12 protein-coding genes and 1 tRNA gene are annotated in these 12,345 nt (G+C 67.8%); 3 read left to right on the top strand and 10 right to left on the bottom strand.

Annotated elements, in window-relative coordinates:
• Positions 1-13: 13 nt before the first annotated feature.
• The 3 genes from ACN469_RS26240 to ACN469_RS26230 form a co-directional block, all read right to left on the bottom strand.
• A complete protein-coding gene (locus ACN469_RS26240) occupies positions 14-427 on the bottom strand; it encodes an imm11 family protein (RefSeq protein ID WP_498771939.1) in 414 nt (137 codons plus the stop codon).
• 181 nt (positions 428-608) lie between these two features.
• The gene (locus ACN469_RS26235) at positions 609-1,910 is read right to left on the bottom strand and encodes an AHH domain-containing protein (protein WP_498771937.1); all 1,302 of its coding nucleotides are present in this window, start codon (positions 1,908-1,910) and stop codon (positions 609-611) included.
• Between the two features lie 438 nt (positions 1,911-2,348).
• Positions 2,349-2,423: transfer RNA gene (locus ACN469_RS26230), tRNA-Thr, on the bottom strand.
• Between the two features lie 311 nt (positions 2,424-2,734).
• On the opposite strand from ACN469_RS26230, the gene ACN469_RS26225 reads away from it, so the two are divergent.
• Entirely contained in the window at positions 2,735-4,291 is a 1,557-nt protein-coding gene (locus ACN469_RS26225) for a Glu/Leu/Phe/Val family dehydrogenase (protein ID WP_498771935.1), read from the top strand.
• A 163-nt stretch (positions 4,292-4,454) separates the two neighbouring features.
• Here ACN469_RS26225 and ACN469_RS26220 read toward each other — a convergent pair whose 3' ends face one another.
• Complete coding sequence (locus ACN469_RS26220; RefSeq protein WP_498771933.1) at positions 4,455-4,814, bottom strand: PilZ domain-containing protein; 360 nt, start codon at positions 4,812-4,814, stop codon at positions 4,455-4,457.
• A gap of 168 nt (positions 4,815-4,982) precedes the next feature.
• Between ACN469_RS26220 and ACN469_RS26215 the strand changes: the two genes are divergently transcribed.
• Complete coding sequence (locus ACN469_RS26215) at positions 4,983-5,621, top strand: DUF6066 family protein (protein ID WP_498771931.1); 639 nt, start codon at positions 4,983-4,985, stop codon at positions 5,619-5,621.
• Between the two features lie 21 nt (positions 5,622-5,642).
• Here ACN469_RS26215 and ACN469_RS26210 read toward each other — a convergent pair whose 3' ends face one another.
• From ACN469_RS26210 to ACN469_RS26185, 6 genes are all read right to left on the bottom strand, one after another.
• Positions 5,643-7,103: a trypsin-like peptidase domain-containing protein gene (locus tag ACN469_RS26210; RefSeq protein WP_498771929.1), complete on the bottom strand. Its 1,461-nt coding sequence runs from the start codon at positions 7,101-7,103 to the stop codon at positions 5,643-5,645.
• A gap of 61 nt (positions 7,104-7,164) precedes the next feature.
• Complete coding sequence (locus tag ACN469_RS26205) at positions 7,165-7,803, bottom strand: nucleotide exchange factor GrpE (RefSeq protein WP_498771927.1); 639 nt, start codon at positions 7,801-7,803, stop codon at positions 7,165-7,167.
• A gap of 101 nt (positions 7,804-7,904) precedes the next feature.
• A complete protein-coding gene (locus tag ACN469_RS26200; protein ID WP_498771925.1) occupies positions 7,905-8,147 on the bottom strand; it encodes an RNA polymerase sigma factor region1.1 domain-containing protein in 243 nt (80 codons plus the stop codon).
• Between the two features lie 108 nt (positions 8,148-8,255).
• Complete coding sequence (gene ftsH / locus ACN469_RS26195) at positions 8,256-10,277, bottom strand: ATP-dependent zinc metalloprotease FtsH (protein WP_498771923.1); 2,022 nt, start codon at positions 10,275-10,277, stop codon at positions 8,256-8,258.
• 176 nt (positions 10,278-10,453) lie between these two features.
• The gene (locus tag ACN469_RS26190; RefSeq protein ID WP_498772023.1) at positions 10,454-11,356 is read right to left on the bottom strand and encodes a hypothetical protein; all 903 of its coding nucleotides are present in this window, start codon (positions 11,354-11,356) and stop codon (positions 10,454-10,456) included.
• A 37-nt stretch (positions 11,357-11,393) separates the two neighbouring features.
• Positions 11,394-11,801 (bottom strand): (deoxy)nucleoside triphosphate pyrophosphohydrolase, encoded by a 408-nt coding sequence (locus ACN469_RS26185; protein WP_498771921.1) that lies wholly within the window; start codon positions 11,799-11,801, stop codon positions 11,394-11,396.
• A gap of 251 nt (positions 11,802-12,052) precedes the next feature.
• Here ACN469_RS26185 and ACN469_RS26180 point away from each other — a divergent pair, with 251 nt between their 5' ends.
• A complete protein-coding gene (locus ACN469_RS26180; protein ID WP_498771919.1) occupies positions 12,053-12,301 on the top strand; it encodes a helix-turn-helix domain-containing protein in 249 nt (82 codons plus the stop codon).
• The last annotated feature ends 44 nt before the right edge of the window (positions 12,302-12,345 follow it).

The following is a 12,345-nucleotide window of genomic DNA, read 5'->3' as shown; positions in this document are numbered from 1 at the left end:
GAACTCCGGGGCATCAAGCTCTGGCCAGTTCGTTCGGCCCTGTCACTCGCTCGAACGACACTCCCAGGTTCCCGATCTGTTCCAGTGCGCTCCTGACTTCCTCCGACACGATGAACGCGACCTTGAACTTCTTCAGCCGAAAGACATGCGCGCCCTCGGTCTTCGCGGGGTCGATGCGCAGTCCGTAGATCCAGTTGTACTCTCCTGGAAAGTCCGGGGAGGGGTCGTCCTCGTCGTAGTGATGCACCTCCCGGCACCGTGCCTCGTCTATGGCATCAACCACTTTGATTGCATTGACGACGAAGTACGGCTCGGCCTCTCCCTCTATCGACACCGGAAAGAGCTGCACGTCGCCAGGTGCAAGTGTCCTGAAGACGTTCGCGACCCCCTCGCTGACCATGGGGGCCATCTCGATGACAGAGAACACAAACGCACGCCCTCTACCGGGATGTGAAATCCGGGCCTTGAGGCGCCCAGGGTCTTGAAGCACGCGGCCATCCGCGAACATCCAGGGCTCGTCAAATGACTCACCAGAATCCCGCGTTGGCGTCTCAAGGAGCCACTGGGGCACATCACCCATTTCGACCCAATAAAATTGAGACTCCACTTCACCCCTCCACCTTGACAATGAAGCTTCGCAATTCAGAGCCTTGCGTCAGAAGCTCATTAGCAATTCTTGCAAGCTCCTCCATCAATCTCGCCTTACATGCCTCAGTTGTCTTGCAGCGACCGACGGCACCCTGGAGCCGCCCCACGACCTTCCTGTGATACAGCTCGGGGTGAGGCCCTTCGTGGCCATTGAGCCGTACCTTGTTTGATACATCCTCAAGCGTCATCCCTGCCTTCTTGAAAATCTTCTCGCATATTGGCGTCCAAGGACCACCTGTCACATCCGAAATCGGGTTCTTGTTCGTGCAGATGTGATGAGTGGGCCCCACCTCGTCACCGGGAAACCGCCCATCCGAGTACATCGCCAGCGCGGCAGCAGCTCCGGGCGCAAGGGTGACATTGAGCACGCCGGCAGCGGGAAGCGCGATGGACGTGACGCCGCCGCTCATCGCCGCTCCAAGCTGGAATCCCGCCTCGGCCTCTGCGCGAACCACCGCGTGAGTGAAGCCAGCGAGCCTGGGACCCTGAGCCGCCATCGCGCTCCTTCCACCCAAGGCCGCGGTGACCAACAGCACCAGGACCCGCGTGCCGTTCGTCCCCAGCACCCGCCCGAACCGATGCCCGATGTCCTGTAGCTCGATCACGCTCATCGCCTTCCCAGAATCATCCCACAACCGTACGAAGCCGCGCCCCATCTCCCAGACCGGCATGACACCGAGGTAAGCCACCATCGCCGCCGTCAGCGCGACCGCGATGCCCTTGGTGATGGGCTCGGGCAGGGTGATGGTCAGCAACACCGCCAGGGCCGCCGAGGTCACCATCGCCTTGAACGCCGCTGGGTTCAGCGTCTTGCCGACTTCCGCCTCGACGCTCTCCCACACCGTGTCGAGCGCGAACGAGAGCGCCATCAACGTCCGGTCCTTGCGCGAGAAGGTCAGCCCCGTTCCGCCCACCAGGGTCAAGCAGTCGTCCGCGTCGGGACAGATGCGTGCGTACAACGACTCTGGGGACTCCCCAGAGCCCGAATCCGCAAGCCCCTTCGAGGAGGCGAGCAGCGTCTTGGATCGCACCCAACGTCGTGCATCCGCTTCTTCCGCCTCCCGGAACGCAACGTGCATCCGCATCTCGAGAATGAGCCGAGCGAGGGCCGACCTGAACTCCTCTTCGCTCACCTCGACCGGGGCGACATCCACAGACTCGTGGACGACTTTCTGGCCATTCCCCTTGTCCACGTGGACCACGCGGGTGGTCGCACACCCGGTTGCCCAAAGGCTCACAAGAACCAGCGCAATGAACCTCATGAAATCCCCCGCCAATGCCCCCAGAATGAGAAGGGAGCTGCATCCTGGCTTTAGGGTGGATGCCTATCGCCCTCCCTGGCAGGTTGTCTAGATTACGGGGCCCGCTTCGCCCAAATGGTCTGCACTGCCCTCCCTCGTTCTGGCCACGACCACCGCACCAGCCGACTCCACCCGCGAACGACCCGCGGGCTGGACCCTCTTGTGGTCCGGGCACCCGGCGAACGGTACTCGCCCACTGAGACCGTGCGTGAAGAGGACCTTGGGCGGATTGAACGCCCAGCTCGACTCGTCACGAGTCGGGGTCCAGGTCGTGGACGGGTACAGGCAGCTCGACGACCAGAAGACCCACATCGAGCCCGCCGACACCAGGCCGCCCATCCGGCGGCCCCAAAGCAAAAAGGGCCGGCTGCCTCGCGGCAACCGACCCTTTTCACTGTTTGGAGCCGACACCCAGGCTTGAACTGGGGACCTACTGATTACGAATCAGTTGCTCTACCGCTGAGCTATGTCGGCGCAAGGCGGCGCGCTGAGTACCATCGCGTTCAGAGTGGGGCAAGGAGAAATGATGTGCCCCCTCTTTTTGATTTCGGACACCCTGCTTCGAACACCAACGAACGGCCTCTTCACCGTGACAGCCATGACACAGCGCATCCGCCGTCGGTGACACAGCGCGTTGCCATAAGTACCCGTCATCGCTCCGCTTTTCGGGATGGCCAGAGGGCGCCTCGGCGGTTGACCCCCTGTTTCGCATATGCGCATAAGGGCGACGCTATCCCCGCGTCTCCGGCCCCATGAGGCTGGGACCACAAGGAGCCACTTTCATCATGGCCAGCGAAGAGAACTTCATGCGCGCCCCGGCGCCCACGCCCACGCCGAAGCGCACCGTCTACACCGAGGCGATGGAGATCTTCCATCGGGCGGCCGACCTCATCAAGCTGGACAAGCGCGTCCGCCTGGAGCTGGAAGAGCCCGACTACGAGCACATCTTCTACGTCACGGCGAAGCTGAAGGACCGTCTGGTCCCCCTCATCCCGGAGCGGGCGCAGACGTTCGCCGACCTGCCCGAGACCCAGGTGCGCAACAAGGAAGGCCTGGAGCTGCTCGCCAACGGCAGCATCATCCTCAACGGCCGCGCCCTCTTGGGCTCCGACGTCGCCATCCGCCAGGGCCACCTGCGCCTGCCGGACGGCAAGGTCTACCAGCTGGTCCCCGGTGAGTCCCAGCGCTTCAAGGCCTACCGCGTCCAGCACAACCAGGCCCGTGGCCCCTACAAGGGCGGCCTGCGCTACCACCGCGAGGTGTCCCTGGACCTCTTCAAGGCCCTGGCCGCGGAGATGACCTGGAAGACGGCCATCGCGGAAGTGCCCTTCGGCGGCGGCAAGGGCGGCATCCAGATCGACCCGCGCGAGTACGGCCGCGAGGAGCTGGAGGCCATCACCCTGCGCTTCATGTACCGGCTCAAGAGCCTCATCGGGCCGAACATCGACATCCCCGCCCCCGACGTGGGCACCAACCCGGAGATCATGGCGCTGCTGTACCGCCAGTTCTCCGACGGTGAGCGCGAGCGCCACAACCTGCGCGGCATCGTCACCGGCAAGGACGTCCGCATCGGCGGCTCCGAGGGCCGCGGCAAGGCCACCGGTCAGGGCGTCGCGTTCTGCATCGAGGACTACTACGCGGACCGCGGCGAGAGCGTGAAGGGCAAGACGTTCGTCCTCCAGGGCTTCGGCAACGTGGGCAGCCACGCCGCCATCATCCTGGGCGGCATGGGCGCGCGCCTCCTGGCCGTCAACGACTCCGACGGCACCATCTACAATGGTGACGGCATCGACGTGCAGGCGCTCACCGCCTACGTCCAGGACCCGAAGAACCTCAAGCGCAGCGTGCTCGGCTTCCCCGGCGCCCAGAAGATCGAGAAGAAGGACCTCTGGGACGTCCAGGCCGACATCCTCCTGCCCGCCGCGCTGGGTGGCGAAATCACCGCCGACATCGCCGAGCGCCTCAAGGTCAAGCTCATCGCCGAGGGCGCCAACGGCCCCACCACCCCGGAAGCCGACCGCGTCCTCCAGAAGCGCGGCATCGAGATGATCCCGGACATCATCGCCAACGCCGGCGGCGTGACGGTGAGCTACTACGAGTGGATCCAGAACAAGCGCATGGAGCGCTGGAGCGAGGCCGAGGTCGACCAGCGCCTGGAGCGCGCGATGAAGCGCAACTACCGCATCATCCGCGACATCTCCCGCAACACCCCGCGCAAGACGGACATGCACGACAGCCGCGGCTACTGCGCCGGCGAGCCCGTGGACACCCGCTGCGCCGCGATGATCCTCGCGCTCAAGCGCATCGAGGCCCACTACCTCCTCGAGGGCTTCTCCCAGTAGGCCCCGGGCACTTACGCCCCTGAAACACCAAGGGCACGGCTCCTCACTTTCCGAGGACCGTGCCCTTGTCATGTGCGGTGGGTGCCTCGGAAGACGGCCGTCGCGGCCCCCTGTCACGGGAGTGTCGGGCCACCCGGGCCCTTCCGGGCCCCCACTCGAAACCTCAGTGCATCACCCGCTCGCGGTCCACCAGGAGCAGGGGCGCGTCGTCGTGCGTCTCGTACGCCACGATTCGCAGGCCCACCCCGCGGCTGCTGCCCTCGCGCCCGTCCTTGCGGCCAAACGCCAGCGCCACCTGGTAGCGGACCTCGCACAGGCACGTCATCTCCGTGCCGTCCTCACCCGCGAAGGTCACCTTCAGCTTTTCGCCGAGGCCCACCTGATCCCGGACTTCCACGAACATCCCGCGAGCGCTGATATTGCGACCGACGCCCCTCATCATCCCGTCCTGGGTGGTGAGGTAGACGGTGAAGACCTTGTCGAAGCGCAGGTGATTACGACGCTCTTGCGGACGCTCGAACACTGGGGGTGCCTCCCGGCAACAGGTGGTGACAGGCACACCCTACATGGTAGCCATATGTAGGCAATTTATTTACCTACATCCACCCTCACCCACCCACGAGAAGGCATCCCCAGGAGTTTCCGGGACATGGCACCATCTGCCTCCCCCCAAGCCCTGGAGTTCCCCGTCTTGAGCCGCCTTCTGGTCGCAGTCGCCGCCCTCCTCCTGCCCACCCTGGCCCTGGCCGACGTGGACGCGCGCTTCGCCAAGCTGCGCGATGACTCGGAAGCCCTGGGCGGCCTGGGGGCCTTCCTGGAGAAGTACATCGGCGCGTGTGAAGGGGCGCTGGTGGACCCGAAGTGCAAGTCCGACGCGGAGGCGTTCCGCAAGAAGTACCAGGGCAAGCAGCTGTACATGATTGTGGGTGAGGACGACGCCACTATGCTGTCGCCGGGCCCGTACTCCCCGGGGTCGGGCGAGTACACCATCAACATCACCCCGTTCTTCCCCGGTGGCCGCTACGCCATGACTCACGGCGCGCCGAAGAAGTCGGACGGCAACGGCAACCCGGTGCTGCCCTACCTCACCGTCACCGGCACGGTGCCGGAGGGATGGAACGGACAGATTTTCGCGCGCATGTTCTCCATGCGCGCGGTGCGCGCCCAGGTCGTCTTCACGCCGCAGGGCGTGTGGTCGCTGCCCAAGAAGGGCGGCGGGAAGAACCACGGCGTGACGGCCCGCATCGACGGGCTCATCGTCACCGAGGGCCGCACCGGCATGCAGCTCGGCCTGTGGCTCAACGGCAAGGACGCCAACGCGAGCCGCTAGGCCCGCGCTTCGGGACTCCCTCTAGCGGGCGATGGCCACGTACTGGAGGGAGTCGCCCCGCTTCACCCGGAGCAGGATGCTCGCTCCGGAGCTGCCCTTGGACAGCGCCGCGCGCACCCCGGCCGCGTCTTTCACCCGCTTGCGGTTGACCTCCGTCACCACGTCACCCACGCGCAGGCCCGCCTCGTCCGCGGGGCTGCGCGGCGTCACCGCCGACACGAGCGCCCCCGCCCAGGCCTCCTGCCCCAGCGGCGCGGCCACGTCCGGCGTCAAGTCGCGCAGCGCGAGCCCCAGGTCCTCGTCGCTGGAGGTGCGTTGGACCAGCCCTTCCGTCGCCTCCTGCGCGGGGCGCTCCACCAGCCGCACGGACACCTCCTCCTGCTTGGCCCCCGGGCGCAGCAGCGTCAGCTTCGCCTCCGTGCCCGGCGCCAGCAGCGCCACCTTGCGGAGCAGCTGGAGGTAGGAGCCGATGGTCCGCCCGTTCACCGCCACCAGCCTGTCACCCGCGCGGATGCCCGCGGTGTGCGCGGGACTGCCCCGGTAGACGTCCTTCACCAGGGGCGCGCGACGCTCGCCGTTCTCCCGGTCATCGTTGACGACGACGCCCAGCCAGCCGCGCTCCAGCTTCCCGTTCTCCCGCAGGTTGGGCAGCAGGTCCTTCACCAGGTTGATGGGCACCGCGAAGCCAATGCCCTGCCCCTGGCTGATGATGGCCGTGTTCACCCCCACCACCTCGCCCTTCATGTTGAAGAGCGGGCCGCCGGAGTTGCCCGGGTTGATGAGCGCGTCCGTCTGGATGAAGTCGTCGAACTGGCCCACGCCCAGCACGCGCTCCTTGGCGGAGATCATCCCGTGCGCCACCGAGTGGTCCAGGCCGAAGGGGTTGCCGATGGCCACCACCCAGTCCCCCACCTCCAGCCGGTCCGAGTCGCCCAGGTACAGCGCCGGCAGATCCCCCATGTCGGAGCCGCTCAACCTCAGGAGCGCCACGTCCGTGGACGCGTCCCGGCCGACGACCTCCGCGGAGAACTCGCGGCCGTCCGACAGGCGGACCGCGATCTTGCTCGCCCCGGACACCACGTGGCTGTTGGTGACGACGAGCCCGTCCGCCGTCAGCACGAAGCCCGAGCCCGTGGAGCGCTTCATCCCCGTCAGCCCGCTCTCCCGGGGGCTCACCGTGGTGATGTTGACGACGCCCGCCTCCACCGCGCGAATCAGCGGGGCCAGCGACGTGGGCGGCACGAAGTCGGGCAGGCCCGGCTCCCCCGCGGCGCGCTCGCGCCACAGGCCCATGGCGCCCGGACGGCCCTCGCCATGGCCCTGATAGGAGAACCAGGCGGCATGCTCACGCAGCCGCGCCTGGAGCCAAGGCCCCACCGGCCCCTCCTCCGCGGCACCCGCCGTCAGAGGAGACACCGCCAGGACGAGCAGAACGGACAGCAATCGAGAAGACACGGCGTGACAGCTTATACGGCGTCGCATGGCAAGCGGCGGGAACAACCCGGGTCCCCGCCGTCTTCCGCGTTTTTCGAGCAACCGGCCGTCAAGCCTGGGCGGGGGCCACGTACTTGGCCACCTTCACCCGGGCCGGGCGGATGACCCTGTCCTTCATCCGGTAGGCCGCCCGGAACTCCGCCACCACCTTCTGGTCCTCGTCGGGCGAGGTGGTGATCTCCATGTCCGTGGCTTCCGCCACGTTGGGGTCATACGGCTGGCCCAGAACGGTGACGCGCTCGATGCCCAGGCCCTGGGCCTTGGCCAGGAGCGAGTCGCGGATCATCCGCACGCCCTGGGCGAGCGCCGAGGTGTCCTGCGCGCTCATGGAGAGGGCGCGGTCCAGCTCGTCGATGGCCTCCAGGAGCGACACGGCGACGTTGCCGCGCTCCACATCCATCATCCGCTCGCGCTCGCGGGTGAGCCGCTGCTTGAACTCCTCCCGGTCCTGGTTCACCGCCTGGTAGGCGCGAGCCAGCTCGTCCACCCGGCGGCGGGAGGACTCCAGGTCCGCGCGCAGGCGCTCCTTCTCCGCGTCGGCGGCCTCCGACACCACGTCATCGGCGGGCGCCCGAGCCTCGGCTTCCTCGGAGCGGGCACCGGCCCCTCCGGCGTCTGGGCCCGGCGGACCTCCGCCGTTGGCGTGCTGGGCTTCCTGGGAGGCGTCGGTGTGGGAATTGCCGGACATGTCGAACCTGAAGTCGAGGTGTGGAGGCGCTCGTGCGCGGGTAGGCTTTCCTGGCCGCAACCTAACCGCGCACGAGTGCGTGTCAACGCGAGGGGAGCTGGCTAGTGCTCCTGCGGCGCGGGGTTCTCGACCATGAACCCATGGTCGATCTGCCCCGTCACCTCGTCGATGATCTCCACCTGGGCGGCCCGCAGCGAGTAGTAGAGGAGCCAGCGCTCCGCCGCCGTCAAAGTCCCCGCGGGCAGTGCCTCCTCGATTTCCTGAACCGTGAGCCGCCCCTCCTTGAGCCCCTTCGCGAAGAGGGCCTTCCGGGCCAAATAGCTCTTGCCGATCCTGTTCTCCACGGCGTCGCCTCCTTTAGGTCTCAAGATAATTTCGCCCCCCGAACACCGCAGGAGCGTGCGGTGGCGGGGGGCGAGGGCCAGGCCGGAGAGCAGGCGTTCGGCCGTCCGTTACGAGTCCAGGGGCTTCTCCGCGTGCTGCGTCGGCGGCGCCTGCTCGTCGCTGTTGGTGTCCACCGGGTGCGCGGAGATGACCTGGCGGGCCTCGGGGTGCAGCAGCCCTCGCTGGGCCAGCACCTTGGGGCCGAGGATGCCCGTCATCGTGTCCTCCTCCACCACCTCCACGGCGAGCAGCCGCGCGGCGAGGGCCTCCACCTTGTCCCGGTTGTTGGTGAGCACCTCTCGGGCCCTGTCGAGCGCCTCGCTCACCAGCTTGCGGACCTCCTCGTCGATCATCCGCGCCGTCTGCTCGGAGTACGTGCGCGACTCGGGGATGCCCGCGGAGCGCAGGAAGTTGGGACCATGGTCGGCGCTCAGGGCCACCGGGCCCAGGGTGCTCATGCCGTAATCCCTCACCATCAACCGGGCGACCTCGGTGGCCTGGCGGATGTCATTGGAGGCACCGGTGGAGATCTCTCCGATGAAGATCTCCTCCGAGGCGCGCCCGCCCATCATCCCCGCCATCTTGTCGCGCAGCTCATCGAGCGACATGAGGTAACGGTCCTCCAGGGGCATCGACATCGTGTAGCCGAGCGCCGCGAGCCCGCGTGGAATGATGGAGACCTTCGTCACCCGCTCGGCGTGCGGCAGCATCCAGCCCACCACCGCGTGGCCCGCCTCGTGGTGCGCGACAATCTCCTTCTCGCGCTCGTTCATCCGGCGGTTCTTCTTCTCCAGGCCGGCGACGACGCGCTCGATGGCCTCCTCGAAGTCCGCGCGCATCACCGCGTCGCGGTTGCGTCGGGCCGCGAGCAGCGCCGCCTCGTTCACCACGTTGGCCAGGTCCGCGCCGGCGAAGCCCGGCGTGCGCGAGGCGATGGTCCGCAGGTCCACGTCCGGGCCCAGCTTCACGCCGCGGGCGTGAATCTCCAGCACCATCTCCCGGCCGCGCTTGTCCGGGCGGTCCACCAGCACCTGTCGGTCGAACCGGCCCGGCCGCATCAGCGCGCTGTCCAGAATCTCCGGACGGTTGGTCGCCGCCAGGATGATGAGGCCCGCGCGGCTGTCGAAGCCGTCCATCTCCGCCAGCAGCTGGTTGAGCGTCTGCTCGCGCTCGTCATGGCCGCCCGCGACGCCCGAGTTGCGGCTCTTGCCGATGGCGTCGAGTTCGTCGATGAAGATGATGCAAGGCGCCTTGGCCGTGGCCTGGGCGAACAAGTCGCGGACGCGGGCCGCGCCCACGCCCACGAACATCTCCACGAACTCCGAGCCGGAGAGGCTGAAGAAGGGCACGCCCGCTTCACCCGCCACCGCTCGCGCCAGCAGCGTCTTGCCCGTGCCCGGAGGCCCCACCAGCAACACGCCCTTGGGGATGCGCCCACCCAGGCGGCGGAACTTCTCCGGCGTCTTGAGGAACTCGACGATCTCCTTGAGTTCCTCCACCGCCTCGTCCACGCCGGCCACGTCCTTGAAGCCCACGCCGGTGTCGGCCTCGGCCTGGACCTTGGCGCGCGTCTTCCCGAAGCTCATGACGCTCTGCGGGCCCTGGCCCATGCCTCCGGCCACCCGCCGCATCATGAAACTCCAGAAGAGGAAGAACAGACCCAGGGGCAGCAGCCAGATCCACAGCGCCTCCCCCAGCCCCGACTGCGGCACCGCCTCGAACTGGACGCCCTTCTGCTCCAACAGGGGGACGAGCGACTCGTCACCCTGGACCCGGTACGCCATCCACGGCAGCGCGCTGGGCTCGCCTCGCAACGGACGCTCCCCCTGCGCGGGCGGCGGTGGCTGCGCGGTGTCCTTCAGGAAACCCTTCACCCACTCATTGGAAATCTGGACCCGGCTGAAGTTGCCGGACTCCACCGCGTCGCGGAACTGGCTGTAGCTCACCCGGCGGACGCCCGCGTCCTGGAAGACATTCCGGAAGAGTAGGAAGCCCAGGACGAGCAGCAGGATGTAGCCCAGCGGCGAGCCGAACTTGAATCCCTTGCCCGGCGTCCCTGGCTTCTCGGACTTCTTTCCCCGCGGGCCCATCCCCGGCGGGAGCTCCTGTGGCTTCATCGTCGGCACGCTCGCCCTCCCCCTCCCCGCTCATTCGAGCCCCTTGCCCGGATGGCGTCACACTCAGCCGCGCAAAGATGTTCACCTCCGCCCGACCGTCAACCCGCTGGCGCGGCTTCACGCCACGTCTCGACTGAGGAGTCGCGAGATCAGCGACAACCCACCCGCCAAAAGGGTTGACCGGTGAACTCCGTGCCCAGGAGATACCCCTGGCCGTCCGCGAAGTAGGACACCGCCTCCGCCTGGGCCTGGCTTCCGGCCGGCACCTCGACGAGCGAGCCCTTCAACAGTGACTCGAGGTCCTCCGCCCCCGACTGTCGCAACTCCCACACCTTCGAGTAGGTGCGCACCAGCAGGCGCTGACCGGAGGGATGGAGCGACGCAGCCGTGGAGAGCCTGTCCAACCCCCGCGGCGCCTCCAGCGTGCCCAGCTTCGTCGCCTGGATGACGGTGCCGGGCCGCAGGCCGTCCAGCGCGTACAAATCTCCCAGCGAGCGACGCGTCTTGGTGAGCACGCCCAGCCTTCCCGAGCGCGCGTCCAGCACCAGCGACTCCGCGTCGTGCGAGCCGTCTGGATAGGTGAAGGGCATCGGCTCCACCGGCACGGAGGCGTCCGCGAGCGTCTCCGGCTCGGGCAGCCGGAACAGCCGCACCTGCTCGCGCAGCTCGAAGTTGTCGCCGATGTCCGCCAGGAACACGCACGTGCGGGTCTCCCCCGGCGCGCACGGCCCCACCGCCACGTCCTCGACGTCCCGGGGCTCCGCGCCGGTGAGCTTGAGCCGGGCCTTCACGCTGCCCGTCTCGTCGATGGCGAACACCTCGAAGTCGTTGCCGGAGTCGTTGTGCGCCCAGAACACGCCCGGATGGCGGACGCTGGCGGCCAGTCCGGACAGTTCCGGCAGCACTTCGGGCACCAGGCCCGTCTGCTGGGGGACTCCGTAGGCGACACAGCCGGGGATTCCGACCGCGGGCACCTGGGGGCCGGCATCAGGGACTTCGACTTCCGACTCGGACGGAACCGGCTTGGGGCGCGAGCAGGCAGTCAGCCCCATGCCCAGCAGCAGGGCCCAGGTCCACCGGGGCGCCACGTCAGGTGTCCAGGTCCAGCAGCTTCGCCAGCGTCTTGGCGTCGGCGTCCGGGAAGCGGTACTGCGACATCTCCTCCAACGTCACCCACCGGTGGTCATGCACGCGCAGGTGGCGGATGTGGTGCTCCGACTCCGCCAGCTGGCAGCGGAACACGCGGAAGTCGATGTCGTAGGTGGGATACTCGTGGCGGGTGTGCATGACCTGGTCGAGCACCTCCACGGCCACGCCCATCTCCTCGGCGATCTCCCGGGCGAGGGCCACGGAGTCGCTCTCTCCCTCCTCCACGCGGCCACCAGGGAACTCCCACAACAGGGGCAGCGACGCGGTGGGGGGGCGCTGGGTGATGAGGTAGCGTCCCTGCTCGTTCTCGAGCATCGCACCGACGACGCGGACGTGGCGACGGGCCATTCGCTTCTCCTGTCTCCTGGGCAGGCCAACGGGGAGGGCGGCCTAACACAGCCCCCCGCCCGTCGCCAATCCCACGGGCCCCTCCGTCAGCGTGAGCACGACCCGGGCATGCGCCCACCCCCACCCCGGGACGGCTCATGCGTTGGCCACGGGCAGGGGCCCCATCCCTCGGGGCCCCATCCACTGTTGGAGGCCATGCTTCGGACCGGTGGCATGTGGTGAATTGGGTGACGAGCGGGCCGGATGGCGTCATGCTCGCGTCCATGAAGACGAGTCGCGCGGAAAGGGCCGAGGTGCTCGGGGCGGCACTGAAGGCCGCCCGCCAGCAGGCGGGGCTCGGCATGGAAGTCGTCGCCGAGCGCCTGGAAATGCCCGTGGAGGTCCTCGCCAGGGTGGAGCGCGGAGTCATGGTACCGACCATCTCCACCCTGACCCGGTTGTGCGTCATCTTGAAGTTGGATCCAGACACCCTGCCGGACCTCCCCGAGATGAGCGACTGAGCCCTGCTCCGGGTGCGCGGCGGGAGGCGGCCTGACGGCCCCAC

This window comes from Corallococcus terminator, assembly GCF_049194865.1.
Classification (GTDB): Bacteria; Myxococcota; Myxococcia; order Myxococcales; family Myxococcaceae; genus Myxococcus; species Myxococcus terminator_A.
Note: the sequence above shows the minus strand (reverse complement) of the source record. Positions and strands in the feature narration are given on the sequence as shown.

Coding starts and splice junctions, on each gene's coding strand:
- ftsH (WP_498771923.1), bottom strand. CDS start 10,277: ATGGGCCCGCGGGGAAAGAAGTCCGAGAAGCCAGGGACGCCGGGCAAG.
- ACN469_RS26210 (WP_498771929.1), bottom strand. CDS start 7,103: ATGCGACGCCGTATAAGCTGTCACGCCGTGTCTTCTCGATTGCTGTCC.
- ACN469_RS26180 (WP_498771919.1), top strand. CDS start 12,053: ATGCTCGCGTCCATGAAGACGAGTCGCGCGGAAAGGGCCGAGGTGCTC.
- ACN469_RS26190 (WP_498772023.1), bottom strand. CDS start 11,356: ATGGGGCTGACTGCCTGCTCGCGCCCCAAGCCGGTTCCGTCCGAGTCG.
- ACN469_RS26205 (WP_498771927.1), bottom strand. CDS start 7,803: ATGTCCGGCAATTCCCACACCGACGCCTCCCAGGAAGCCCAGCACGCC.
- ACN469_RS26235 (WP_498771937.1), bottom strand. CDS start 1,910: ATGAGGTTCATTGCGCTGGTTCTTGTGAGCCTTTGGGCAACCGGGTGT.
- ACN469_RS26185 (WP_498771921.1), bottom strand. CDS start 11,801: ATGGCCCGTCGCCACGTCCGCGTCGTCGGTGCGATGCTCGAGAACGAG.
- ACN469_RS26225 (WP_498771935.1), top strand. CDS start 2,735: ATGGCCAGCGAAGAGAACTTCATGCGCGCCCCGGCGCCCACGCCCACG.